Annotated in this window: 29 protein-coding genes; 15 read left to right on the plus strand and 14 right to left on the minus strand. The window is 72.4% G+C overall.

All coding sequences use genetic code 11. The features are described 5' to 3' along the window. Positions 1-99: 99 nt before the first annotated feature. Both MFF56_RS10445 and MFF56_RS10450 read left to right on the plus strand, forming a co-directional pair. Entirely contained in the window at positions 100-285 is a 186-nt protein-coding gene (locus MFF56_RS10445) for a YegP family protein (RefSeq protein ID WP_238229986.1), read from the plus strand. 105 nt (positions 286-390) lie between these two features. Continuing rightward, complete coding sequence (locus MFF56_RS10450) at positions 391-684, plus strand: hypothetical protein (protein WP_066918565.1); 294 nt, start codon at positions 391-393, stop codon at positions 682-684. Positions 685-726: 42 nt separating this feature from the next. On the opposite strand, the gene MFF56_RS10455 is transcribed toward MFF56_RS10450, so the two are convergent. Beyond that, positions 727-1,878 (minus strand): GGDEF domain-containing protein, encoded by a 1,152-nt coding sequence (locus MFF56_RS10455; protein WP_066918563.1) that lies wholly within the window; start codon positions 1,876-1,878, stop codon positions 727-729. A 203-nt stretch (positions 1,879-2,081) separates the two neighbouring features. Between MFF56_RS10455 and MFF56_RS32105 the strand changes: the two genes are divergently transcribed. Together MFF56_RS32105 and MFF56_RS10460 are read left to right on the plus strand one after the other, a co-directional pair. Then, entirely contained in the window at positions 2,082-2,213 is a 132-nt protein-coding gene (locus tag MFF56_RS32105) for a hypothetical protein (protein ID WP_280949051.1), read from the plus strand. A gap of 11 nt (positions 2,214-2,224) precedes the next feature. After that, positions 2,225-2,644 (plus strand): acyl-CoA thioesterase, encoded by a 420-nt coding sequence (locus MFF56_RS10460; protein ID WP_066918561.1) that lies wholly within the window; start codon positions 2,225-2,227, stop codon positions 2,642-2,644. A gap of 357 nt (positions 2,645-3,001) precedes the next feature. Here the strand turns inward: MFF56_RS10460 and MFF56_RS10465 are convergent, their stop codons facing one another. The 3 genes from MFF56_RS10465 to MFF56_RS10475 all read right to left on the minus strand — a co-directional run bounded on the left by MFF56_RS10465 (position 3,002) and on the right by MFF56_RS10475 (position 4,739). Beyond that, on the minus strand, positions 3,002-3,601 hold the full coding sequence (locus tag MFF56_RS10465) for a hypothetical protein (RefSeq protein WP_238229987.1): 600 nt from the start codon (positions 3,599-3,601) through the stop codon (positions 3,002-3,004). Continuing rightward, positions 3,598-4,065 carry a hypothetical protein gene (locus tag MFF56_RS10470; protein WP_066924511.1) on the minus strand — a complete coding sequence of 156 codons (468 nt, stop codon included), beginning with the start codon at positions 4,063-4,065 and terminating at the stop codon, positions 3,598-3,600. Before MFF56_RS10470 ends, MFF56_RS10465 begins: the two co-directional genes overlap by 4 nt. Positions 4,066-4,484: 419 nt before the next feature. Beyond that, a complete protein-coding gene (locus tag MFF56_RS10475; RefSeq protein WP_238229988.1) occupies positions 4,485-4,739 on the minus strand; it encodes a hypothetical protein in 255 nt (84 codons plus the stop codon). Between the two features lie 359 nt (positions 4,740-5,098). Here MFF56_RS10475 and MFF56_RS10480 point away from each other — a divergent pair, with 359 nt between their 5' ends. From MFF56_RS10480 to MFF56_RS10495, 5 genes are all read left to right on the plus strand, one after another. Further along, positions 5,099-5,560, plus strand: coding sequence for a Ros/MucR family transcriptional regulator (locus MFF56_RS10480; protein ID WP_238229989.1), 462 nt, complete (start codon positions 5,099-5,101; stop codon positions 5,558-5,560). A 118-nt stretch (positions 5,561-5,678) separates the two neighbouring features. Then, on the plus strand, positions 5,679-5,813 hold the full coding sequence (locus MFF56_RS32110) for a hypothetical protein (RefSeq protein ID WP_280949071.1): 135 nt from the start codon (positions 5,679-5,681) through the stop codon (positions 5,811-5,813). A gap of 142 nt (positions 5,814-5,955) precedes the next feature. Continuing rightward, positions 5,956-6,351: a response regulator gene (locus tag MFF56_RS10485; RefSeq protein ID WP_066921790.1), complete on the plus strand. Its 396-nt coding sequence runs from the start codon at positions 5,956-5,958 to the stop codon at positions 6,349-6,351. Between the two features lie 168 nt (positions 6,352-6,519). Beyond that, a complete protein-coding gene (locus tag MFF56_RS10490; RefSeq protein ID WP_066921792.1) occupies positions 6,520-7,737 on the plus strand; it encodes a glycosyltransferase family 4 protein in 1,218 nt (405 codons plus the stop codon). Positions 7,738-7,806: 69 nt separating this feature from the next. After that, positions 7,807-9,318: an undecaprenyl-phosphate glucose phosphotransferase gene (locus MFF56_RS10495; protein WP_238229990.1), complete on the plus strand. Its 1,512-nt coding sequence runs from the start codon at positions 7,807-7,809 to the stop codon at positions 9,316-9,318. Between the two features lie 91 nt (positions 9,319-9,409). Here MFF56_RS10495 and MFF56_RS10500 read toward each other — a convergent pair whose 3' ends face one another. From MFF56_RS10500 to MFF56_RS10545, 10 genes are all read right to left on the minus strand, one after another. Beyond that, positions 9,410-9,760 (minus strand): hypothetical protein, encoded by a 351-nt coding sequence (locus MFF56_RS10500; RefSeq protein ID WP_066925848.1) that lies wholly within the window; start codon positions 9,758-9,760, stop codon positions 9,410-9,412. Between the two features lie 169 nt (positions 9,761-9,929). After that, the gene (locus MFF56_RS10505) at positions 9,930-12,479 is read right to left on the minus strand and encodes a TonB-dependent receptor (RefSeq protein WP_373324045.1); all 2,550 of its coding nucleotides are present in this window, start codon (positions 12,477-12,479) and stop codon (positions 9,930-9,932) included. Positions 12,480-12,861: 382 nt separating this feature from the next. Next, positions 12,862-13,488, minus strand: coding sequence for a hypothetical protein (locus MFF56_RS10510; RefSeq protein WP_066927698.1), 627 nt, complete (start codon positions 13,486-13,488; stop codon positions 12,862-12,864). A gap of 56 nt (positions 13,489-13,544) precedes the next feature. Next, entirely contained in the window at positions 13,545-14,417 is an 873-nt protein-coding gene (gene pedC, locus MFF56_RS10515) for a lanthanide ABC transporter permease protein PedC (protein WP_066927694.1), read from the minus strand. Further along, positions 14,414-15,157, minus strand: coding sequence for a lanthanide ABC transporter ATP-binding protein PedB/LutE (gene pedB / locus MFF56_RS10520; RefSeq protein WP_066927692.1), 744 nt, complete (start codon positions 15,155-15,157; stop codon positions 14,414-14,416). The genes pedC and pedB overlap by 4 nt, the downstream gene beginning before the upstream one ends. Further along, complete coding sequence (locus MFF56_RS10525; protein WP_066927690.1) at positions 15,154-15,396, minus strand: hypothetical protein; 243 nt, start codon at positions 15,394-15,396, stop codon at positions 15,154-15,156. The genes pedB and MFF56_RS10525 overlap by 4 nt, the downstream gene beginning before the upstream one ends. 2 nt (positions 15,397-15,398) lie before the next feature. Further along, a complete protein-coding gene (locus tag MFF56_RS10530) occupies positions 15,399-15,830 on the minus strand; it encodes a cupredoxin domain-containing protein (protein WP_066927688.1) in 432 nt (143 codons plus the stop codon). Positions 15,831-15,849: 19 nt separating this feature from the next. After that, positions 15,850-16,824, minus strand: coding sequence for a YVTN family beta-propeller repeat protein (locus MFF56_RS10535; RefSeq protein WP_066927687.1), 975 nt, complete (start codon positions 16,822-16,824; stop codon positions 15,850-15,852). A 127-nt stretch (positions 16,825-16,951) separates the two neighbouring features. Next, positions 16,952-18,178 (minus strand): lanthanide ABC transporter ABC transporter substrate-binding protein PedA1, encoded by a 1,227-nt coding sequence (gene pedA1 / locus MFF56_RS10540; protein ID WP_066927696.1) that lies wholly within the window; start codon positions 18,176-18,178, stop codon positions 16,952-16,954. Between the two features lie 91 nt (positions 18,179-18,269). Next, positions 18,270-18,710 carry a DUF3291 domain-containing protein gene (locus MFF56_RS10545; protein ID WP_066927685.1) on the minus strand — a complete coding sequence of 147 codons (441 nt, stop codon included), beginning with the start codon at positions 18,708-18,710 and terminating at the stop codon, positions 18,270-18,272. A gap of 126 nt (positions 18,711-18,836) precedes the next feature. Between MFF56_RS10545 and MFF56_RS10550 the strand changes: the two genes are divergently transcribed. The 6 genes from MFF56_RS10550 to MFF56_RS10575 are packed head-to-tail and all read left to right on the plus strand — an operon-like array spanning position 18,837 to position 23,445. After that, entirely contained in the window at positions 18,837-19,382 is a 546-nt protein-coding gene (locus MFF56_RS10550; protein ID WP_238229992.1) for a DUF3280 domain-containing protein, read from the plus strand. Continuing rightward, a complete protein-coding gene (locus MFF56_RS10555) occupies positions 19,379-20,095 on the plus strand; it encodes a (5-formylfuran-3-yl)methyl phosphate synthase (RefSeq protein WP_238229993.1) in 717 nt (238 codons plus the stop codon). The genes MFF56_RS10550 and MFF56_RS10555 overlap by 4 nt, the downstream gene beginning before the upstream one ends. Next, the gene (locus tag MFF56_RS10560; RefSeq protein WP_066918213.1) at positions 20,092-20,718 is read left to right on the plus strand and encodes an amino acid kinase family protein; all 627 of its coding nucleotides are present in this window, start codon (positions 20,092-20,094) and stop codon (positions 20,716-20,718) included. The genes MFF56_RS10555 and MFF56_RS10560 overlap by 4 nt, the downstream gene beginning before the upstream one ends. 11 nt (positions 20,719-20,729) lie before the next feature. Further along, entirely contained in the window at positions 20,730-22,286 is a 1,557-nt protein-coding gene (locus tag MFF56_RS10565; RefSeq protein WP_066918212.1) for a DUF6513 domain-containing protein, read from the plus strand. A gap of 4 nt (positions 22,287-22,290) precedes the next feature. Then, entirely contained in the window at positions 22,291-22,887 is a 597-nt protein-coding gene (locus MFF56_RS10570; RefSeq protein ID WP_066918210.1) for a DUF447 domain-containing protein, read from the plus strand. A gap of 24 nt (positions 22,888-22,911) precedes the next feature. Then, the gene (locus MFF56_RS10575) at positions 22,912-23,445 is read left to right on the plus strand and encodes an SRPBCC family protein (RefSeq protein WP_238229994.1); all 534 of its coding nucleotides are present in this window, start codon (positions 22,912-22,914) and stop codon (positions 23,443-23,445) included. Positions 23,446-23,531 lie beyond the last annotated feature (86 nt).

The following is a 23,531-nucleotide window of genomic DNA, read 5'->3' on the forward strand; positions in this document are numbered from 1 at the left end:
TGTCGGGGCGGCGTTTCGCGTTTCCCGGGGGGGCTGGCCCCGGCCGCGCCCCGCGCCATCTCTCCCCCTGTCGAACGTGAAGGGAGCCCCGGCCAGACCATGCGGTTCGAGCTGTATCGGGATGCGGGTGGCCAGTGGCGGTGGCGTCTGCGTGTGCAGAACGGCAACGTCGTGGCCGATTCCGCGGAGGGCTATGCCCGCCGGGAGGATTGCGAGCACGGCATCGCCCTGGTGAAGCAGAGCGGCGCCGCACCGACCGTCGACATGACCACCCGGATCGCCTGACGCCCGTCCGGCGGGCGAACCGTGCAACGTTCCGGCCGGTCCGGGCGTTTCGCGGCGTCGGGCCGTATCTCCCGCTCGAACCTCCGTCACCGAGGAGCTGTGAACGTGTTGAGGAAACTGCTTTTGGCCGCCCTGCTGGTCCTGGGCTTCGCGGCGGCCGCGCCGCAGGGGGCTTCGGCCGCCCCGGTCGGGCCCGACGCCGCCCTGGTCGCCGCCGGGGCTGCCCCGGTCGCCGAGAAGGCGCAGTACTATTACGGCCCGCGCGGCTATTACCGGCGGCCCTATTACGGCCGCCGGTTCTACGGCCCGCGCCGCTTCTACGGTCCGCGCCGGTTCTACGGCCCGCGCCGGTTCTACGGCGGCCCGCGCTTCTACGGCCCGCGCCGCTTCTATTACTGAGAACGCCGGCCGCCGCGTCCCTCGGGCGGCGCGGCGGACCGTTCAGGCGGCCTCGGACCGCGCGGGCGCGTGCGCCCAGCGGCCCTTGCCGCCCGCCTTGGCCCGGTAGAGCGCGGCGTCCGCGCGGGCGAGGACGTCCTCGGCGCTGAAGCCGGCCTCCGCGCAGGCGATGCCGATGCTCACGCCGACCCGCGCCGCGCCGCCCGCGAGGTCGTAGGGCTGGGCCACCGCCGCGATCACCGCCGCGCCGAGGCTCTCGGCCTCCGCCGCACCGCAATCGGGCGCGAGGACGACGAACTCGTCGCCGCCGAGGCGCGCCGCGACGCAGGCCGACGGCACCGCCGCGCCGATCCGCGTCGCCGCGGCCTGGAGGAGCTGGTCGCCCGCGGCGTGTCCGTAGCGGTCGTTGATCGCCTTGAAGCCGTCGAGGTCGAGGTACAGCAGCGCGAAGCGCTCGCTGCCGCAGCGCTGCAGGATGCGGCCGAGTGCGGTCATCAGCCCGGCGCGGTTGTACAGCCCCGTGAGCGCGTCGTGGGTCGCGCGCCGCTCGCTGGCGCGCTCGGCCAGGAGCGCCGCGAGATAGAGCTGGTGCAGCTCGAAGACCTTCAGGATGGTCGAGAGGACGAAGACCGGCACCAGCACCAGCAGGATCCGGAACCACGGCTCGTTGTCGACCAGGGCCGCGACCATCAGGGGCATGCTGCACAGCAGGATCAGCGCGACGAGGTAGCGCGGCGCCCCGTTGTCGCGCATCACGACGCCGCTGACGATGCCCATCACGATGGCGGGGGCGAGCACATGGAGAACGGGGTCGTCGGTCGCGAAGCAGAGCGCGGCGGAGAGGCCGATGTTCGTGGACCACGCGAGCCCCAGCGCGCAGTAGGCGTCGAGGGGGATGGCACGCCCGCGCGCCTCGGCCCGCGCGGTGGCGTAATCGAGGCCGGCCCGCAGGAGGAAGATCAGGCACTCGGCGCCGATGAGCCAGAGGAAGACCGCCTCGGGATGGCGCGCGACGGCCACGACCTTGAGGCCGACCCCCGTGCACAGGCCCATCGCCGCGGACGAGAGCGGCACGATGAACGCGCCCAGGAGCCGGGCCTGGATGTCCGGCTGCACGGCCGCCCCGGAGCCGGCCAGCCAGCGGATCGCCCGGCTGCGCGGCAGGATATCGACGGTGACGCGCTTCACGGACATCCCAGTGGCCTCCCGCCCGGCAAGGTGGCACGGGGTCTATTTAGGAATTCCTACCGCGGTGCCGCGGTTCGTCCCGGACCGCGAGGTCGGCCGCGATCCCTCGAACGGGACCCGGATCGCGCCCTTCCGGCGTCGTCCGGGTTGGGCTAGTCTCGGCGCTCAAGCCGGCCGGCGACAGATCGGCCGCTTCGGAGGACAGCCCCGTGAACAGAGCCGCGACCCGCGAGGCGTCACGTCTGCCGGACCTGTGGCGGCACGTGCCGCTCGAATGCTACGTCTGCGCCCTCGCGATCTTCCTGGCTGCCGGGCTGAAGCTCGGCGGCCTGATGCCCTGAGCGGGCCGCGGATGCCGGAGGGCGGCGAGGCCGCGGAGCAGCCGCGCGGCGACCTCACGGTCCGCACCATCGCGATGCCGGCCGACACCAACGCCAACGGCGACATCTTCGGCGGCTGGGTTCTCTCGCAGATGGATCAGGCCGGCGGCATCGCGGGGGTCGACCGGGCCCAGGGGCGCGTCGTCACGGTCGCGCTCGACGCGATGACCTTCATCCGCCCGGTGCGGGTCGGCGACGTGCTCTGCGTCTACACGCGCGTCGTTCAGGTCGGCCGCACCTCGATGAAGATCGCCGTCGAGGCCTGGGCCCGCCGCTTCTGCACCCAGATCCGCGAGCGGGTGACGGCGGCGACCTTCACCTTCGTGGCCATCGACGAGGCGGGCCGGCCGCGCCCGATCCCCCCTGAGCCCGAGGCACCGGTGCGGCCCTAGAGCGCTCTCTTGCGCCGAAGCGGGCACCGGTTCGGTGCAGGGGAGCGCCTCGATACGAGAGGTTGGAGCCGCCCCCGGTCGGTCGCTCCGGTGCTCGCTGCACGACGCATCCTGGGTTCGGTCTAACGCATCGTCTCGGAACGAAGCGCGGGTCCCCTCTCCCGTAGGGAGAGGTCTGCTTTCGCAGAGAGCCGGGTGAGGGGTATGAGGCTGCAAAACGCGGCGCGGCGCTGAACGCGCGTCGATGTCGAGCGCTGTCCTGTGAGGTCATACCCCTCACCCCAACCCTCTCCCTATGGGAGAGGGGGCATGGCGCGGTTCACCGCACGCGGTCGAAGCAGTCAGCCGGAAACGGTGTCAGTCCCGCGCGTCCGGCGCGTCGGACGTCTCGGCGAACTCGGTCTTCAGGCAGGCGAGGAGGCGGCGGAGCCAGAGCCGCGCCTCGGCCTCCGCCGCGCGGGCGGCGGCCGCATCCTCATCGGCCCGGCACGCGCGCGCCTCGGCGGCGGCCGCAGCGGCCTCCGCGGCGACGGCCGTAGCCTCCGCGGCGGCGGCAGCGGCCTCTGCGGCGGTGCGGGCCGCCTCGGCCTGCTCGGCGCGGCGCAGCGCGGCCTCGGTCGCTTCCTCGGCCGCGCGGGCGCGCTGCTCGGCGGCCTCCGCGTCCCGGGCGCTGCGGCCGACGAGGGCGTGGGCGCGGCGCGTCGCCTCCTCGGCGCCCACCCGCGCCTGCCGGATCCGCCCGCCCGCGTCGCGGATGAGCTGGATCGCGGCCGGCCAGTCGGGCTCGGCCTCCGCGTCGGCCGCATCGACCGATTCGGGGAGGTCCGCCCGCATCCCCGCCGCCGCCTCGGCGCCGAAGATCCGGACGATCCGCTCGTGGTCTCCCGGCGCGACGAGGCGCTGGAGCGGCGTCAGCCCGCCGACGGGCGCGACACGGCGTTCCGCGGCCTCTCTCATCGGGTCTCCTCCCCGCCGAACTGGGCGAACTCGCTGGCGATGGTCTCGTGGATCCGCAACAGCCAGTCCTCGGCCGCGCGGGCGCGCGCCTCGGCCTGCTCCGCCCGCATCTCGGACTCCTTCACGCGGATCTCGGCCCGCGCCTCGGCGGCCGCGGCCCGGATCTCGGCCGCGCGCACCCGCGCCTCGGCGGCCTCGGCCTCCGCGCGGGCGTGCCGCATCAGGTCCTGCATCTGCTGCTCGCGCTCGAGCGCCTGCGCCTCGGCCTCGCGCGCCCGCGACGCGGCCCCGCGCACCCGGTCGATGAGGCCGCTCCAATCCTCCGGGGAGACCGGCGGCGGCATCTCGGCCGCGCCGGCCGGCGGCCTGACGAGGCGCACGAGGCTGATGAGCGGATCGGATCGATGCGGCTCGGCGGCGAGGCCGGCCGGACGCTCCCAGTGCAGCTTTCTCGTCGGTTCCATCGCAGTGCCCCGTCCTCGCCCGGGGCGCCGCAACGTGCGGTTCGATCCGGAGGGATCAGGTTTGGTTAACGATGGTAAAGGGCCGGTTAACGGCCGGCCCCCGACGCCGCGCGGACGCGCGGGGGCCCCGACATCCGCCGCGGCCCCCGGGGCGAACCCCGGGGCGGCGTGCGAGGCGACGGGGGCCGCGGGTCAGTTGACGCTCATCAGAACGTCGGCCGATCCGACGATGGTCGCGATCAGCCCGCAGGAGAAGACGCCGATCATCGCGTAGGTGAACGCCTTGCTGAGCATCTCGGGGTTCTCCGTTCTGGTGTCCGGGGGTGTCGTCCGGTCGGCCCCGGCCGGGCCGCCGTTAAGCGAACGTGCCGCGTTGCGAGACGGTTGCCGCGCCGCACAATCGGCCGCAGGGGCCGGGTTCAGCAGCTGTGGCCGCCGGCGGTCTGGCCGTACTGCTTCACGGTCCGTGCCTGCTGGCTGGCGTTGCCCTCCGCGGCCGAGCGCGCGGCGCAGTGCTCGTGGCCGCTCCGGTCGTGCACGCCGGGGCCGGCCGTCGGCGCGACGGTGAAGGGCGCGGCCGGAGCCGCGCGCCGCTGCGGCCGCTCGTATCTGAGGCTGAACGCGGTGGCGGAGGTGGCTGGAAGGGCGAGCGCGAGGGTCCTGGTCTTCGTCACGTCGCGGGAGATCCTTTCGGACAAGGGGATCGGGGGGATCGGGCGGGGATCGGGGGATTGGGCGCGGGGACGGGGCCGCGGAAGACCGCCGCCCCGGCATGCCGACAGGATGGCGGGCCGGTGGGCGCCGCGCCGTGCTGCGACGCACCCAACAGGGCGCCTCGCGGTTCGTGCCAGCTCCCGGACGGGCAAAGGGCGGCTGGCATTTGCGTCGGCGGCATGAAGAACAGGCCCGGAATCTTGCGTCTGCTTCCGCCAGAGGCGCGTGGTCTGCTTGGGTACTGTGCGCGATACGCCTTGATCTCTCCATGTAATCCGTGTTCTTAGACCCTGAGGGGCTTCTCCTAGGACATCAAGAAATGACAGAAGAATTGCCGGGCCGGACCCCGGACATCGTCGTGCTGACGGGCGACATCGTATCGGCCTACGTGTCGAACAACTCCGTGCCGGCGGCCGAGCTGGGCGGGTTGATCGCGGGCGTGCACGCGGCCCTGCTGCGCCTGAGCGGGGCCGCCCCGGCGGCCGCCGAGGTCGAGGCGCCGGTCGAGAAGCCGAGCCCCGCCCAGATCCGCAAGTCGGTCACCGACGAGGGGCTGATCAGCTTCATCGACGGCAAGACCTACAAGACGCTCAAGCGCCACCTCACCACCCACGGCCTCGACCCGCGCGCCTACCGCCAGCGCTACGGCCTGCCCGACGACTACCCCATGGTCGCTCCCGCCTACGCCGCCCAGCGCTCGGCGCTGGCCAAGCAGATCGGCCTCGGACGCCCCGGCGCCCTCGCCGAGCGCGAGGCGGGCGGGCGCCGGAAGGCCGCCTGATCCCCACCCGATCCCCGGCCTCGTCCCGGACCTCGCACGGGCGGCTCCGGCCGCCCGCCTGCCCATCGGGTTCGCAACGCCTCTCGCCGGCGGGGCGCCGCACGCTAGGTGTGCATCCATGCCCCGCTGGTTGTTCGTCATCTTCGCCGCCGCCCTCTTCCTGAGCGTCGCCGGCATCGTTCTCACCTTCCTGCGCACCGGGCCGACCGACCATCAGCCGGCCTCCGCGGCGCCGCGCAGCGCCGCGCCGTAACGCCTCTCCCGGGTTCCCTGCCGGGCCCTCCCGACAGGCCGGCGCCGGATCGGCGATGCCCCGGCCGGATCCTTGATCCAGTTTGTTGTCCATGCCCCCCGCGGTGGCAGCCTTCGCCCGCTCACGCCCCCGGGGACCTTCCATGACCGACGCCCGCCCACCGCTCGCCGGCCTGCACGTCCTGCTGGTCGAGGACGACTACGTGGTCGCGATGGAGCTGGAGCGGTGGCTGCGCGCGGCCGGCGCGCGCGTGATCGGGCCCGCGGCCCGGGTCGAGCAGGCGCTCGGGCTGATCGGCCCGCGCGTGCCCGATGCCGCCGTCCTCGACATCAATCTCGATGTCGGCCTCGGCGGCACGGTCTATCCCCTCGCCGACCGGCTCGACGCGCTCGGCGTACCCTACCTGTTCGTCACGGGGGACGTGCGCGTCGCGCGCCTGCCCGGCTACGGCGCCAAGCCGCGCATCGAGAAGCCGGTCCAGGAGGCCGAACTCGTCGCGGGACTGAGGCGCCTGCTTGCGGCCGCGACGGTTCCGTGAGGGTCCCTTAGCGCGCCGTTGACCGTGCCGGCGAAAATCCCCGCCGGCCCAGGGGGCGCTTAAGGCCTCGCCCACGGGCAGGGCGCAGAGTGCCGGGCAGGTCCCCGGCGGACGTGCGGCCCCGCATCCGGCCGCACGGACCGCCGGCCTCGCCGCCAGGAGAGCGCCGTGTCCCCGACCTCGCCCGATGCCGGCGCGCCGCGCCGGATCCTGCACGTCTTCCGCGCACCCGTCGGCGGCCTGTTCCGGCACGTTGTCGATCTGACGCGCCTCCAGGCGGGGGCCGGCCACGCGGTCGGCCTGATCTGCGACGCGGGCACGGGCGGCGCCCGCGCCGAGCGGACGCTGGCCGAGCTCGCGCCCCAGCTCGCGCTCGGCGTGCTGCGCGTGCCGATGCGGCGCAATCCCGATCCGGGCGACCTCGCCGCCCTGCGGGCGGTGGCGCGCCGGGCCGAGACGGTCGGCGCCGAGGTGCTGCACGGCCACGGGGCCAAGGGAGGCGTCTACGCCCGCCTCGCGCCCGTGCGCGGCGCGGCCGGTGCGCCGGGCGGCGGGCCGATCCGCGCCTATACCCCGCACGGCGGCAGCTACAACTACCGGCCCGGCAGCCTGCTGCACCGGCTCTACATGGGCGTGGAGGCGCTGCTCGCCCGCCGCACCGACGTCTTCCTGTTCGAGAGCGCCTACGTGGCCGGGCGCCACCGGGCCTATGTGGGCGCGGGCCGCACGGTGACCCGCGTCGTCCACAACGGCATCGACGAGGCGGAGTTCGTGCCGGTGGTCCGGGCGGACGACCCGTTCGACCTCGTCTACGTGGGCGAGCTGCGCGAGGCCAAGGGCCTGCCGGTGCTGCTCGACGCGCTGGCGGCCCTGCACGGGGCCGGCCGCCCGCTCAGCCTACTGATGGTGGGCTCCGGCCCGGACGAGGCGGCCTTGGCGGCCAGGGCCGCCCGTCTCGGCCTCGGCGCCGCGGTCGCCTTCGAGCCGGCCCAGCCGATCCGCCCGGTGCTCGCCCGCGGCCGGGTGATGGTGGTGCCCTCCTTCGCCGAATCGCTTCCCTACGTGGTGCTGGAGGCCGCGGCCGCCGCCCAGCCGCTGGTCGCCACGGATGTCGGCGGCATCCCGGAGATCTTCGGCGAGGCCGCCGGCGAGCTCGTGCCGCCCCGGGACCCGCTGGCGCTCGCCGAGGCCATCGCCCGCCTGCTCGACGAGGCGCCGGCCGCGCGCGAGGCCCGCTTCCGCGCGCTGAGCGAGGCCGTGCGCGCCCGCTTCTCGATGCGCAGCATGGGCGAGAGCGTGCTCTCCGGCTACGAGGCGGGCTTCCGCGCCCGGGCATCGCGCGGGCCGGCCCCGGCCGCCGGACGGCGCGGGCCCGCCTCCGCTTAAACATTCCGATAGGCCGCTCTGGCAGGATCGGCGGATGACCAGACGGGTGCGGCAGGGGCGAAGCGTCCGATGAGTGCGTTCGATGTCCGCGATGTCCTGAAGGCGGCGGGCCCGCCCGGCGCGACGGAGGCGCCGCGCGTGCCGCTCGCCGAGACCGCCGCGCCGGTGGCGCCGGGCGCGATCTCGACGGTCGTCGTCGCCGGGCTCGTCCGGATGGCCGAGTTCGGGACGATCGTCGCGCTCGGCATCGTGCTCCACGCAGTCCTGCTCGGCGGGGCGGTGCCCTTCGGGGCGCGCTACGCGGGCGCCGTCGGCGGCGTCGCGGCGGTCGCGGTCGGCCTGTTCCAGGTCGCGGGCGCCTATCGGATCGCCGCCTTCCGCAACGTCTTCAAGTCGGCCGTCACGCTGTGCGCCGGCTGGACGCTGAGCTTCCTCGCCGTCGCGGCGGTCCTGCTGGTGACGAAGCTCGGCGACAACTACTCGCGGCTCTGGCTCGGCACCTACTTCGCGGCGGGCCTGCCCCTGCTGCTCGCGGGCCGCCTCGTCCTCGGCCGGGTGATCCGCGACCAGACCCGCAAGGGGCGCTTCGACCGGCTCACCGCCATCGTCGGCGGCGGCCCCGCGGCGGAGGAACTCATCGCCGCCCTGGAGACCCAGAAGGAGAGCGGCATCCGCGTCGTCGGCGTCTTCGACGACCGCGGCGACGCGCGCTCGGGCGACGTGGTGGCGGGCTACCCCAAGCTCGGCACGGTGAGCGACCTCGTGGCCTATGCTCGCCACACCCGGCTCGACCTCATCGTGTTCACGATCCCCATCTCGGCCGAGGCGCGCATCCTGCAGATGCTCGCCAAGCTCTGGGTGCTGCCGATCGACATCCGGCTCTCGGCCCACGCCACCAAGCTGCGGCTTCGCCCGCGCAGCTACTCCTATCTCGGCTCGGTGCCGGTGCTCGACGTGTTCGACAAGCCGATCGCCGACTGGGACGTGGTGGTGAAGGCGGTGTTCGACCGCTGCGTCGGCGCCCTGCTGCTCGTCGGCCTCGCCCCCGTGATGCTCGGCGTGGCGGCAGCCGTGCGGCTCACCTCGCGCGGGCCGATCCTGTTCCGGCAGAAGCGGCACGGCTTCAACAACGAGATCATCGAGGTGCTGAAGTTCCGCTCGATGTATGTCGAGCAGTGCGACCCGACCGCCGTGCGCCAAGTCACCCGGGACGACCCGCGGGTGACGCCGGTCGGCCGCTTCATCCGCAAGACCTCGCTCGACGAGCTGCCCCAGCTCTTCAACGTGCTGAAGGGCGACCTCTCGCTCGTCGGGCCCCGCCCGCACGCGATCGGGGCGCGGGCCGCCAACACGTTCTACGACCAGGTGGTGGACGGCTACTTCGCCCGCCACAAGGTCAAGCCCGGCATCACCGGCTGGGCCCAGATCAACGGCTGGCGCGGCGAGACCGACACCAGCGAGAAGATCCAGCGCCGCGTCGAGCACGACCTCTACTACATCGAGAACTGGTCGGTGCTGTTCGACCTGCAGATCCTCGTGACCACCCCCTTCGCCCTGCTCAAGGCCGAGAACGCGTACTGAGCGAGCGCGCATGCGGGACGGGCCGCCCGGCGGAAGCCGGGCGGCCCGTCTCCATCTGTCGGCGGGCGCCCGGGGGGCTGCCCGGCGCCGGCTACGGCAGGGCGCCGGCCTTCTCCTTGGCCTTCATGATGGTGTCGCGGCAGGCGTCGGCGTTGCCGGCCTTGTCCTCGGCGCGGGCCTTCTCGACGAGCTTGCGCGCCTCGTTCACGCCCGCGGCCGTCGACTGGGCCTTGGGGTCGCTCGGCTTCACGTCCGGCGCCTTGTCGAGGGCCTTGTCGGAGTTTGAGGAGACCGGGCCGCCCGGCGGCACGGTGCCCGTCACCTGCGCGGCCCCGGCGCTGTCGAGCCGCTTCTCCAGCGTGGTGATCTCGTCGGCGCAGGGCGTGGCGAGCGCGGGCGCCGTCATCAGCAACAGGCCGGCCAGGGCATAGCTCATCCGCATCGGGCGTCTCTCCGTCTTCGTTCGTTCGGGATCGTTGTTCGCCCGTGGCAATCGACGGTCGCGCGAGCCCGTTCCCGAGACCTGAGGCCGCAGGCCCCTGACGCGAGAAGCCCCGCGGACCGTGGGGTCCGCGGGGCTTCTCTCCTGCGTTCGTCGTTGGACCGTGGCGTCAGTACTTGCGCACCAGCGGCTGCGGCTCGGCCATCGGCACCGGCGCCTCGCCGAAGGTGTAGCGGATGCCGCCGTAGACCGAGAGCGGCTGCCCGAGCGTCGTGGTGCGCGGGTCGTTCACCGGATAGCGGTTGGCCACGAGGCCCGGCTCGAAGAACGTGCCGAAGTTGCTGTAGCGGTTGTTCGTCAGGTTGGTGACGTAGCCGAACACCTCGAGGTTGGGGTTCACGCGGTAGCTCGTGTTGAGGTTCAGCACGTACCACGGCGGCAGCTTGCGGTTCAGGTTCGACTCGTCGCCGCGGTAATAGGCGGACGAGAAGGCCTGCAGCGCCATGCCGACGCGCCAGCGCGGCAGCAGCTCGACGTCGAAGCCGACCTTGAACTGGTGGTCGGGGATCAGCGGCACCTTGTTGCCCGGCACCACGAAGATCGCGCCGTCGTCCGAGAGCGGGTTGTTGGGCGAGGACAGCGTGCCGTTGAAGCGGAAGGTGGCGTCGATCAGCGCGTAGTTGGCGTAGACCGAGAGCCAGTCGGAGACGTATTCGAGCCCGACCTCGACGCCCTGGCGGCGGGTGGCCGGCACGTTCACGAAGTAGCCGCGCGCGGCGTTGCCCGGGGTGGCGAGCGACAGGATGTCGTTGGTGAGGTCGGTGCGGAAGGCGCCGATCTTATAGTTCACCAGGCCGCCGTCGTAGAAGTTCGGCAGCGCGCCGCGGAAGCCCACCTCGTAGGTCTGGCCGGTGACCTGCTTGAGCGGCGGGTCGGCGACCAGCGAGTTCGGGATCAGGCAGGGCCGCAGCGGGTTGGCGCAGGCGAGCTCCAGCGGCGTCGGGGCACGGTTCGATTCCGAGTAGCCGCCGTAGAGCGACAGCCCGGGGCTGAACCGGTAGGTCAGGCCGGCGAGCGGGTTGATCTTGCTGTAGTAGTGCGTCCCCGTCACGTCCGGCGAGAAGCCGGTCTGGTCCTGGCTGGAGATGCGGGCGAAGTTCAGCCGCGCGCCGGCCGTGAGCGAGAGCCGGTCGGTCAGGTCGATCGTGTCGGTCGTGTAGAGGCCCATGTAGAGGTTGTTGCCCGTGACCGAGCTCGGCGCGATGCCGAGCGCGCCCGCCGTGCGGATGAAGTCGGTGCCGAGCCCCGGGATGTTGCCGTAGAACGGGTTCGCCGGGTTCGTGGTGACGCTGAGGTCCGGGTTGATCACGCCGAGCGTGCTCGACGACTTGTAGCTGTAGTTCGCCACGTCGATCGAGCCGCCGACCACGAAGCTGTTGCCGAACCCGAACACCGTGTCGCGGTTGGCCGCCTGGAGCGAGCCGCCGTAGCCGGTGGCCTCGGTCTTGGTGACGTCGAGGGTGCCGTAGGGCACGCCCGCCGTGAACGGAATGCCGTTGGCGCCGGCGCCGCGGCCGAGGATCAGGAACTGGTTGGTGAAGGCGTTGCGGCTCTGGCCCGGCGCCTGCTCGAAGCCGTCGTCCTCGTAGCAGAGACGGCCGCGGAACGAGGAGTTGCGCGAGCAGTTCTCGAAGTCGCCGTCGTTGCCGTCGATGTAGCGCTGGCTGAAGCGGCGGAAGTAGGCGTTGCCGGACAGGTCCCAGGTCGGCGAGATGTCGACGCGGCCGGTCATCTGCAGCGTGCCGACCTCGGTCGTGGTGGTCTGCGGGTAGGTGAAGATCGCCCGCGGATCGACGTGGGTGAAGTCGACCGGGGTGGCCGCGGCGGCGCCGAAATAGGTGCGCGCGAGCTGGCCGATCAGGTGGAACTCGGAATCCGGGGTGCGGTAGCCGAGGTCGGCGTAGACGCGGCCGATCGTGCTCGGCGACTGGTAGCGCCAGCCGCGGTCGTTCAGGCCGTCGCCCGCGAAGTAGAAGCTCCACGGCCCGATCATCTTGCCGTACTGGAGCGAGCCGGCGATGCGGCCGTCCGAGCCGCCGAGCGCGGTGATCTCGGTGCCCTGCCAGGTGAAGCCGTTCTTCATCTGGATGTTGATCGCGCCGCCGAGGGCGTTCAGGCCGAAGACCGGGTTGCCGGTCACCACGTCGATCCGGTTGATCGCGACCTGCGGGATCAGGTCGAGGTTGACCGTGTCGCCGAAGGCCTCGTTGATGCGCACGCCGTTCTGATAGACGGCCAGCCCCTGCGGCACGCCGGTCACCGGCGAGGCCTGGAAGCCGCGATAGTTGATGTCGAGGCGGTTGTTGTTGCCCTGGCTGTCCGAGATGTTGAGGCCCGGCACGCGGCGGGCCAGCGTCTCGACGGCGTTGAAGGTCGCCCGGTCGAAGTTCAGGTCGGCGGCGGTCACCGTCTCGACCGTGCTGGGGATCTTCCAGAGCGGCTGGGCGCCGCCGCGCAGGCGGGTCGTCGCCGGAACCTGGGCGACCGGGCCGCCCGGCCCGTCGATCGCCGCCAGGCTCGGCGCGCCGTTGCCCGCCGACACGCCGACGGGCGTCGTCGCCACCACACTGATCTCGCCGAGCGTGACCGCCTGCTGCGCCTGCGCCGCGAACGGCAGCACCGAGACGGACGCGGCCAGGAAGCCTCTGAGCCCCCGCATGGACATCCCCTAACCCTTCAAGAACCCAGTAAGACCTTCGCCCCTTCTGTGCGGGGCTTAGAGTTAGACTGATGCCGGGAACGTAACGGGACGACAATCGGCCGGAGGACGCGACCGCGATCTTTAGGGGCGTGGCCGGACGGGAATCACCGGGACGTGATGTTCGCGCAACAGAAATGCCATATGTTTTCAATCACTTAGGTGATTTCGGCAAGTTTTCCCGGGAGCTTTCGGCAATGAGTCGGGCCCTCTTCGGACGTGCCTGCGGCCGCGGGGCGACGGATCGGGCCTGCCGGGACCCGGTCGTGCCGATCCGAGCCGGGCGCGCGGCCCGGTCCGAATCGGGATGGGCCGGATCGCGCCGCCGGCCCGACGCGGCGGATCAGAGCTTCGCCTGGATCTTGCGGGCGATCTCGCCGAGGCGCTGCTCGAGGAGGGTCGGCACCTCGCAGACATAGGTCAGCGACTGCGAGCGCTCCTGGAAGATGCGCCGGTCCCAGGCGAACTTGGTCTCGAGCTCGGACTGCTCCTTGGGCAGTTCCCGCGCGTCGGCGGCGGAGGGCGCGTCCTTGGTCTGGCTGATCTGGTCGGCCTCCTCGCGGATGCGCTCGGCCATGCGGCGCTGGCCCTGCGCGTAGCGGGCGATGCCGTGCATGATCTTGTTGCGCTCGCCGTTGATGACCTCGAACACGCCCGCGTAGACCCGGGCGAGGCCCTGCTCGCGCGCGGCCTTGTCGGGCAGCTTGCCGACATAGCCGTCGAGCAGGCCGTCGATCTCCTGCAACTCCGTGCGGCGGGAGGCGATCTTCTGCGCCAGCGCGGCGGCCTCGTTGTCGTTGCCCCACTCGGCCGGCGCGGCGCCGAGGTCGGGGCCGGTCCAGAACTGGCCGGGGCTCAGGGTGGCGACCTTGCGCTGGACGCAGGGCCAGTCGGGATCGGTCTTCGGCTGGGCCAGGGCCGGCCCGGCGAGGGCCAGGAGTGTGGTCGCGAGGAGCGAGAGGCGGACCATGCCGAGCCGCGTGCCGGGTTTCATGCCAGGGGTCATGCCAGGGGTCATGCCAGGACTCATGCGTTGTCTCCGGCCGGGCCGCCGCGCCGGGCCATGATGCCGCGGCCGGGATCGTAGGCGACGACCGCGAGGCTGAAGAAGGCGAGCGTCGTGCCGACGACGACCGCGCAGGCGACGGGCTCGAACTGCCCGTAGAGAGCGAAGCGCACGAGCTGCACCGCGTGGGTGAAGGGATTGCACTGGCAGATCCAGTACAGGGTCTCGGAGGATTCCCGGATGCGCCAGAGCGGGTAGAGGGCCGAGGAGGCGAAGAACATCGGGAAGATCACGAAGTTCATCACGCTGGCGAAGTTCTCGAGCTGCCGGACCAGCGAGGACAGGAACAGGCCGATGGCCCCGAGCATCAGCCCCGAGGCCAGGAAGGCCGGCAGCGCCGCGAAGTAGCCGAGGGGGGGGATGTCGGTCTCCCAGAACCACGCCACCGCCAGGAACGCGTAGGCCTGCACCACCGAGACCGAGACGCCCGCCACCAGCTTGGCCAAGAGCAGCAGCCAGCGCGGATAGGGGCTCGTCAGCAGCACCTTCATCGAGCCGACCTCGCGGTCGTAGACCATCGAGAGCGAGGATTGCATGCCGTTGAAGAGCTGGATCATCACGGCGAGCCCCGGCACCACGTAGACCTCGTAGAGCACGTAGGTCTGGTAGGGCGGCTCGATCGACACGCCCAACGTGTTGCGGAAGCCCGCCGCGAAGATGAACAGCCAGACGAGCGGGCGCACCATCGCGGAGAAGAACCGCTCCTTCTGGTTGAAGAAGCGCAAGAGCTCCCGGCGGACGATGCCGCCGAGGCAGATCAGGTAGCCGACGGCATCCAAGCGGCCGAGATGGGCCGGCGCGCGTTGGGCGGTGGGGTTCGCGGAGGTGCTCACGCGGCCTTCCTTCCGGGCTCGGCGACGAGGCGCCGGAAGGCGTCCTCCAAGCTCTCGGCGCCCTGCCCGATCGTGCCGGCCGTGCCGCGGGCGACGATGCGGCCGCGATGGAGCACCACGGCGTCGTCCTCCGGGGAGATCTCCTCGAAGATGTGGGTGGCCCAGAGCACCGACAGCCCCTCCTCCCGCACCAGGGCGCGCACGATGGCGACGATGTCGGCGCGCGATTCGAGGTCGAGACCGACCGTCGGCTCGTCGAGGAGCAGCAGGCTCGGGCGGTGGATCAGCGAGCGGGCGATCTCGATGCGGCGCGACTGGCCGCCCGAGAGCGTGCGCACCTTGTCGGCCCGCCGGTCGGCCAGGCCCACCCGGTCGAGCAGCGCCGCGATCCGCTCGCGCGCGGCCCGGCGGGCGATGCCGTGCAGGCTCGCGTGGTAGGCGAGGTTCTGCTCGACGGTGAGATCTGTGTCGAGGGTGCGGGCCTGGAACACCACGCCGAGCCGGGCGAGCGCCCGCGAGGGCTCCCGGTCGAGGGCGTGGCCGAAGATCGCGACCCGGCCCTCCTGGTTGTTGTAGAGGCGCGTGATCACGGAGAAGAGCGTGGTCTTGCCGGCCCCGTTCGGGCCGAGCAGCGCCATGAAGCGCCCGCGCTCCACGCTGAGCGACACGTCCGCGAGCGCGGCCCGCGCGCCGAAGCGGTGGCCGACGCCCGCGACCGAGAGGGCCGGCGCCTCGCTCATCGCTTCAGGGCCCGCTCGGCGTCGCCCACCGCGTCGAGACACTCGTCGAACTCGCCCTCGCCCTGCTCGCGCTCGGCGACCCGCAGGGCCTTCCTGAGCTTGGGCAGGACGGATTCGGGCGGGTTCTTGGCGATCTCGTCCTTGAGCATCGCGATGCCGGCCGCGCAGGCGGCCTTGTCGTCGGCGAAGGCCGGCGCGGAGAGCAGGATGAGCCCGAGGCAGAGGGAGGCGGCGCGCATCGTCACTTCACCGTAATCGTGCCGGTCATGCCCTTGGCCTCAAGGCCGCGGGCCTCCCACTTGTAGGCGCCCGGCTTGATCGCCACGAACTCGATCGCGATCTCGCCCGGATCGTCGAACTCGAGGTGGTCGGGCGGGCCGCCGCCGTGGATCTCCAGGTGGTTGATCACGATCTGGTTGAGCCAGATGTAGCGGAAGAACTCGGGCGCGTAGAACTTGTACTCCTGCCGCCCCTTGGCGACGATCCGCAGCCGATAAGCCTTGCCGGACTCCATCTCGATGTCCCGGTTCTCGACCACGAAGTCGTTGCCCTCCTCGTTGCCGAGCACGAGGTCGGGCAGGTTCTGCCGCTTCTTGGTGAGATCGAGGGCGGAGGCCGGGGCCGCGACGAGCGCGGCGAGCCCGATCAGGGCCACCGGGAGAAGCTTGCGCATCGGCAGAGGTCCCAAACAATCACTGCGGGGAGACGGCCACGCCCCAGGGGAGCAGGCCGACCGGAATGCTCTTGACGACCTTCTCGGCCGCCACGTCGATCACCGAGACGTCGTTGGAGGTGCCGTTGGTGGAGAACAGCAGCTTCTGGTCCGGCGTGAAGGCGAGCTGCCAGACGCGCTGGCCCACGGGAAGGTACTTCTGCACCTCGTAGGTCTTCGCATCGATCACCGCGACGCGGTTGGCGGGGCCGAGCGCCACGAAGGCCTTCGTGCCGTCCTTGGTGATGCGCACGCCGACCGGCTGGATCGCCTCGTCGTTCACGCCCGGGATCTTGAAGGTGATCTTCTTCACCACGCGGCGCGTCGCCACGTCGATGACGCTGACGGTGCCCCCGACCTCGGACGAGACCCAGAGGACCTTGCCGTCGCCCGTGAACTCGGCGAAGCGCGGGCGGGCGTCCACCAGCACGTTGTCGATCACCTGGAAGGTCTTGGTGTCGATGAAGTGGGCCATGTTGGTGGTCTCGGAGGTGTTGACCAGGATCTTCCCGTCCGGCGACAGGCCCATCCCCTCCGGCTCCACGCCGACCGGCACCTCGGCCAGCACCCGGTTCTTCTCGATGTCGATGACCGTGACCTGGCTGTCGTCCTCGTTGGCGACGTAGAGCGGGTTGCCGCTGGCATCGAGGATGAACTGCTCGGGGTCGGGCCCGGAGCGCAGCGAGCGCACCACCTTGCCGGTGGCGGCGTCGAGCACGTCGATGCGGTCGTCGTCGCTCGCGCAGACGAAGACCTCCTTCCCGTCCTTGCTGGTCGTGATGCCGCGCGGGCGCCGCCCCACCTTCCAGGTCCCCGTCACCGCCATCGTCTCGGTGTCGATGACGCTGACCGTGTTGCCCTTCTCGTTCGAGACGTAGACGGTGTAGGCGGACGCGCCCTCCGTCAGGCCGATCAGCGCGGCCAATCCCAGCACTGCCGTAGCGCAGCGATCCATCCCGATCCTCCCTCGGCCCGTCGGGCCTTCGTTGCGGCAGATTGTAAGGCGTTTCCCGCCGGTTGCGAGGGCGCGCCCTGGGCCGGGGCCCGGCGCGCATCGCCGCATCCGGCCGATCGCGGCGGCCTCACTTGAGCTTGCAGGCCGTCTCGGGCAGGTCGACCCCGAGCGTGTCGAGCGGCGTGCGCTGGTGCAGGAAGCCCTGCTCGGGCGCGACCGAGACCAGCATCTTCGGCTGCACCACGATCAACGGCTGGCGCAGCTGCTGGTCCCAGGGGCGGAAGCTCAAGGACACGCCCTTGTAGGCCGGCACGCTGAAGGCCGGGTCGGTGAGGTAGGGGCCGAGCACGGCCGGGTCGGCGGTCTTCCTGACGGTCGCGGCGTCGCCCACGATCCGTACCGCGGTCCAGACCTGGTAGTCGAGCGGGCGCATCAGCCGCCCCGCGAGGCGCCGGAAGCGGTTCTGCGCCTGGGCCGCCCCCCAGGTCTCCAGCACGGGCGACCAGGTCGTGGCGACGAGCCCCTGCGTGCCGCCCACGGGGCGCGGATCGACCGTGCGGTAGGGCACGTAATCGCCCCAGTCCCCGGCCTCGTCGGCCACGACCGCCATGTCGTAGTCGAGCCCGCGGGTGAACACCATCGCCTCGGCCCGGGTCGGCGTGTCGCCCCGCGCCTTGGCGAGCGGCCCGAAGGTCCAGGGCTTCTCGGCGGTGATCTTCAGGCCGAACTTGCGGGCCGAGTTCCTCAGCGCCTCGGCGTAGAGCCGGTCGGCCTCGTTCGGGCCGACGATCAGGAACAGCTTCCGCCAGCGCATCAGGGTCAGGTACTGCGCCAGCGCGTCGGTCTGCATCGCCCGCGAGGGCACGACGTGGAACAGGTTCTTGCGGCAATCGGCCCCGCGCAGGCGGTCGTCGGGGGCGGCGGCGTTGAGGATCACCGCGCCCGTGTCCTTCAGCGCGTCGGCGACGGCGAGCACCTCGTCGGCCGGCAGCGCCAGGATGATGAACTTCGTGCCCTTCTCCACCAGGGCCCGGGCGGTCTCGACGGCGCCGGGTCCGCCCTCAGTGAGCGCCGCCTCGTCGAGCGCGTAGGACTGCTTGGTGAAGCGGCCGGTGGTGTTGTTGTCGGCGATCGCCATGCGGGCGCCCGCCACGCCCTCGTCCTCCGGCGGGGCCTCCGCGTCGTAGGAGGAGGGCTGGGGCTGGACCCGGTGGATCAGGCCGATCCGCGTCTCGGAGGGCGCCGCCGCGGGGGCGGCTGCCGGCTCCTGCGCGGCGGCGGGCGGCGCGGCGGCGCCGGTGAGCGCCGGGGCCAGGATGAAGGCCAGGATGAAGGATCTTGCAGGTGCGCGCATGCGGCCGGCAGGTAACAGCATAAGCCCCGCCTACTCAACGGCCTTCGGTCCCGATCGGACCCGCGAAGGCCCGTGCCGCCCGGTTTCCCGCTCACATCCCCGCGGACGGGGGCTTCGGGACGAGCGCCGCGGAGGCCGAGAGGCGCGGCGGCCGGTAGCTCAGGGTCTCGTGGCGCGGGCTCGGGTGACGCACCCGGGAGGCGCGGCCCCAGTCGCGCATCCGCTTGTCCGCCTCGGCCCAGCCGGGCAGCTCCGCCGCGTCCCAGTGCACGGTGCTGGCCTCGTCGCACCAGTGCGAGAGGCGCGGCATCGCCGCCCGGTGGGCGTCCGCCCCCATGTAGCTCCGCATGCTCTCGGGCCCGTCCCAGGCGGTGAGCGTCCAGAAGGTCCAGTCCCGGTCGCGCAGGATCGCCCCGCCCCGGAAGCCCGGCGCCGCCCGCACCTGCCGGGCCGTGCGGACCGCGTGGAGCGCGAAGGCCGGCAGGAAGCGGAGCGCCCGGATGCGCAGGCGCGTGACGCTGACGAGGGGCATCGCGATTCCTTCTCCGACCCGGTGCGGCGACGATGACGGAGGCGCCGGGGATTGCCAAACCGTCCCGCCGCACGATCCTTGGGCGACGCGCCGCCCCGTCACGAGCGCGACCCAGGGAGACCGACCATGCCCTTCGCGGTGCCTTCGCCGTCCGTGCGCGCGCTCCTCGCTGGCCTCGCGGCGCTCGCGCTCCTGGCCGCGCCGGATGGGCCGGCCCGCGCCGACCCGCGCAAGGCGGCGGTCTTCCCCGTCGAGCTGCTCGATCCCGGCGTCGTCGGTGGGCGCCGGGCGCGGCCCGACGAGACCCGCAAGCTCGCCCTCGTCACCGACGAACTGAAGGGCATGCTCGCCAAGCAGGGGGGCCTCGAGCCCGTGGATACGGCCGCCCAGGCGGCCGAGATCGCCAAGCAGGGCCCCTTCTACAAGTGCGAGGATTGCGCGGCCCCCATCGCCCGGACGCTGGGTGCGGATCTCGCGGTGACCGGCTATGTGGAGAAGGGATCGAACCAGATCTTCAACCTGTACGTCCGCATCCTGGACGCGGCCACCGGCAAGCCGGTGCGGGCCGGACAGGTGGTGATCCGGGCCGACACCGATGATACCTGGGCGCACGCGATGCGTTGGGTGGTCAAGAACCGCCTGCTCGCCGAGCCCCTGCCCGAGAAGTCGTGACCGTCCCGCCGTTCCCGCCCGACCCCGCCCCGCCCCGCCTCCTCGTCAGCGTCCGCGACGTGGCCGAGGCCGAACGCGCCTGCGCGGCCGGCGCCGACCTCGTCGATGCCAAGGACCCGGAGCGCGGCGCGCTCGGCGCGCTGCCGGTCGCGACCGTGCGGGCGCTGGTGGAGCGCCTCGCGGGCCGCGCGGTCACCAGCGCGGTCGCGGGCGAGCCCGCCGCCGCGCAGATGGAGGCCACTGTCCGGGCGATGGCGGCGACCGGCGTCGACTACGTCAAGGTCGCGCTGCTCCCCGGCTGCCCCCCTGCCCTGCTCGCCGCCGCCGCCGCCGCCGCGCCCGGCCGGCTGATCGCGGTGCTGTTCGCCGAGGACGCGCCGGACGCCGGCCACGTCCCGGCGCTCGCCGCGGCGGGCCTTGCCGGCGCGATGATCGACACCGCCGGCAAGGACGGGCGGCGCCTCACCGACCTGCTCGACGGGCCGCATCTCTCCGCCTTCACCGCCGCCTGCCGGGTGCACGGGCTGCTCTCGGGCCTTGCCGGCTCGCTGCGGGTCTCCGACATCGCCGGGCTCGCCCGGCACGCGCCGGGCTATCTCGGCTTCCGCGGCGGCCTCTGCCGCGACGGCGACCGCCGCCGCGCCCTCGACGGCCGCGCGGTCGCCGAGGCGGTGCGGACCCTGCGGGCGCTCCCCGCCCGGGAGGCCGCGTGAGCGCGTCGCTCACCGTGGTGAAGCTCGGCGGCAGCTTGCTCGCCGATCCGGAGCGCCTGCGCGCCCGGCTGCGGCGGCTCGCGGCGGCCGCGGACGGTCCCTGCCTGATCGTGCCGGGCGGCGGCCCCTTCGCGGACGCGGTGCGGGCGGCGCAAGGGGCGCTCGGTTTCGACGATGCCCTCGCCCACCGCCTCGCCCTCGACGCGATGGGGCGGATGGCCGAGGTCTTCTTGGATCTGGAACCGGGGCTGCGGATCGAGCGGACCCTGCCTGATCAGGATGTGGGCGGGAGCCGCGACGAGGCTCCCTCTCCCGTGCGGGAGAGGGGACCCGCGACTGGGCCGGGCTTGGCGCGGGTGTGGGATCCCATGGCCCTGCGCGCCGGCCACCCCGACATCCCCGAATCCTGGGACGTCACCTCCGACAGCCTCGCGCTCTGGCTCGCCGGCCAAGTCGGCGCCGCCGCCTGCATCCTCGTGAAATCCTTAGGCCCCCCGCCCGGCACCGGCCCGGCGGAGTGGGCGCGCCTCGGCCTCGTGGACGCGGCCTTCCCCACCTTCGCGGCGCGTTACCGCGGCACCATCCGCATCGAGGGACCGGCCGAGGGCCGGGTCGCCGCGTGAGCCAGCCAGACGTGAGCCAGCCCGAGCACCTCGTCTTCATCACCGGCAAGCTCGCCCGCGCGCGCCTGGAGAAGGTCGCCGCCGGCCTGCCGGCCGAGCGCTTCGCCTGGAGCATCGCCGATTCGGGCGTGAAGGTCGCGGCGCTGATGACCGAGGAGATCATCCGCCGCCGCGTCACCCTGCCGGAGGGCGCGACCCGGGTGATCCTGCCCGGCCGCTGCCGCGCCGACCCGGAGGCGCTGGCCCGGCATTTCGGCGTGCCGGTCGAGCGCGGCCCCGACGAGATCGTGGATCTCCCCGCCCATCTCGGGCTCGCCGGGCGCACGGTGGACCTCTCGCGCCACGACCTGCGCATCTTCGCCGAGATCGTGGACGCCTCGAAGATGACGCCCGAGGCGATCCTGCAGAAGGGCCTCGACCTCGCCCGCCGCGGCGCCGACGTGATCGACCTCGGCGGGTTGCCGGACACCGCCTTCCCGCATCTCGAGGACACGGTGCGGCTGATGAAGGGGGCGGGGCTGACGGTCAGCGTCGATTCCTTCTCCCTCGACGAGCTGACCCGCGGGGCCAGGGCCGGGGCGGATTATCTCCTCAGCCTCAACGAGGAGACGCTCGACCTCGCCTTCGAGACCGGCGCGGTGCCGGTGCTGGTGCCGATGCGGCCCGACGACCTGCCCTCCCTCGACCGGGCGATCGAGCGGATGGAGCGGGCCGGCCTGCCCTACATGGCCGACCCGATCCTGGAGCCGATCCATTTCGGCTTCGTGGACTCGATCGCCCGCTACCGCGACGTGCGGGCGCGCTGGCCCGAGGCCGAGATGATGATGGGGACCGGCAACCTCACGGAGCTGACCGAGGCCGACAGCCTCGGCGTCACCGCGCTCTTGGCCGGCATGTGCTCGGAACTCGCCATCCGCAACGTGCTGATCGTGCAGGTCTCCAACCACACCCGCCGCACCGTGGAGGAACACGACGCCGCCCGGCGGGTGATGTACGCCGCCAAGGCCGACGCGGCGCTGCCCAAGGGCTACGGGCGGGCACTTCTGGCACTTCACGACAAGCGCCCCTTCGTGCAGACCCCCGACGAGATCGCGGCCCTTGCCGCGGAGGTGCGCGACCCGAACTATCGCATCGCCGTCGCCGAGGACGGCATCCACGTCTACAACCGCGACATCCACAGGGTCGGCACCGACGCGATGGCCTTCTTCCCCGAACTGAACGTGGCGAGCGACGGCGCCCACGCCTTCTATCTCGGGAACGAGCTGGCCAAGGCCGAGACCGCGTGGCGATTGGGCAAGCGCTACGTGCAGGACGAGCCCCTGGTCTGGGGCGCGGCGGCGGACGCCGAGGCCGAGGATACCACCGCCTTCAAGAAGGCCGGCCACACCCGGCATTCGGGCCCCGGCGGGCCGCCGCCGGGCACCCGCGACGCCCGCATTCCCGTCGAGGCCGATGCGAGCCCGCCCGAGACCATCGACGCCGCGGAAGCCCGCGCCGCGGTCGCGGTCGACGCAACGCCCAGTCCCAAGAAAAAGCTCGTCTGCGGCAGGCTGGTGGCCGAGGATTGAGACCGTGCCGCTGATCCTCGAGACCGTCGTCACCACCCTGTCGCCCGAGGGCGACCTGCATCTCGTGCCCTTCGGGCTGATCCGCGAGGACGACGCCTACGTGCTCGCCCCGTTCCGGCCCTCGCCGACGATCCGGAACCTGGAGGCCAACCCCCATTTCGCCGCGTCGAGCCCGCGCGACGTCCGGGTGATCGCGGGCGCGGTCACGGGCCGGCGCGACTGGCCGGTGGTGGATTGCGCGGCGATCCCCGGCAAGCGGCTGGCCGACAGCTTCGGCCACGCCGAGTTCGCGGTGGAGTCGGTCGCGGACGACGCCACCCGGCCGCGCTTCCGCGGACGGCTGATCGGGGCCCACGCCCACGAGCCCTTCATCGGCTACAACCGGGCGCAAGCCGCCGTGCTGGAGGCCGCGATCCTCTCGACGCGGCTGCACATGCTGAGCCCGGACAAGATCCTGGCTGAGATGGCCTATCTCGCCATCGCGATATCCAAGACGGCCGGGCCGCGCGAGCGCGAGGCCTGGGACTGGATCGAGGACAAGGTCGCGCAGGCCCTCGGCCGCAGCGAGCGGGTCCTCGCAAACCCCGGCGCCGCATCCTAGACGGCGCGCGAAGGAGAAACGTCCATGCGGTTCATGAGACTCGCGGCCGTGGCGGCGCTCGCCACGGTGTCGTTCACGGCCCAGGCCCACGGGCCGACCCGCCAGAAGATCTCGGAGTCGGTCGAGATCGACGCGCCCGCCGACAAGGTCTGGGCGGTGGTCGGCAACTTCCAGGACGGCAGCTGGATCCCGGTGGTCGAGAAGACCGAGGGCAAGGGCGGCAACGAGCCGAAGGCCACCCGCACGCTGACGCTGAAGGGCGGCGCCACGGTCGAGGAGGAGCTCGCCAAGTACGACGCCGACAAGAAGGCCCTGATGTACCGGATCAACAAGGTCGACGTGAAGACCCTGCCGGTGAACGACTACTCCTCGAACATCGAGGTCGAGGCGGAAGGCGCGAACAAGACCAAGGTGACGTGGCGCGGCGCCTTCTACCGCGGCTACATGAACAACGATCCGCCGCCGGACCTCAACGACGAGGCCTCGAAGAAGGCCGTCCAGGGCCTCTACCGCGCCGGCCTCGACAACCTGAAGGCCAAGGTCGAGAAGGGTTCGTGAACCTGATCGGACGCATGCGTCCCGTGGGAGGCCGGCTCAGGGCCGGCCTCCTCGCCCTGTCGCGAGCGCGCCTTCCCTTCCCCCTC

The organism is Methylobacterium hispanicum (assembly GCF_022179285.1).
In the GTDB taxonomy this organism is placed as follows: domain Bacteria; phylum Pseudomonadota; class Alphaproteobacteria; order Rhizobiales; family Beijerinckiaceae; genus Methylobacterium; species Methylobacterium hispanicum.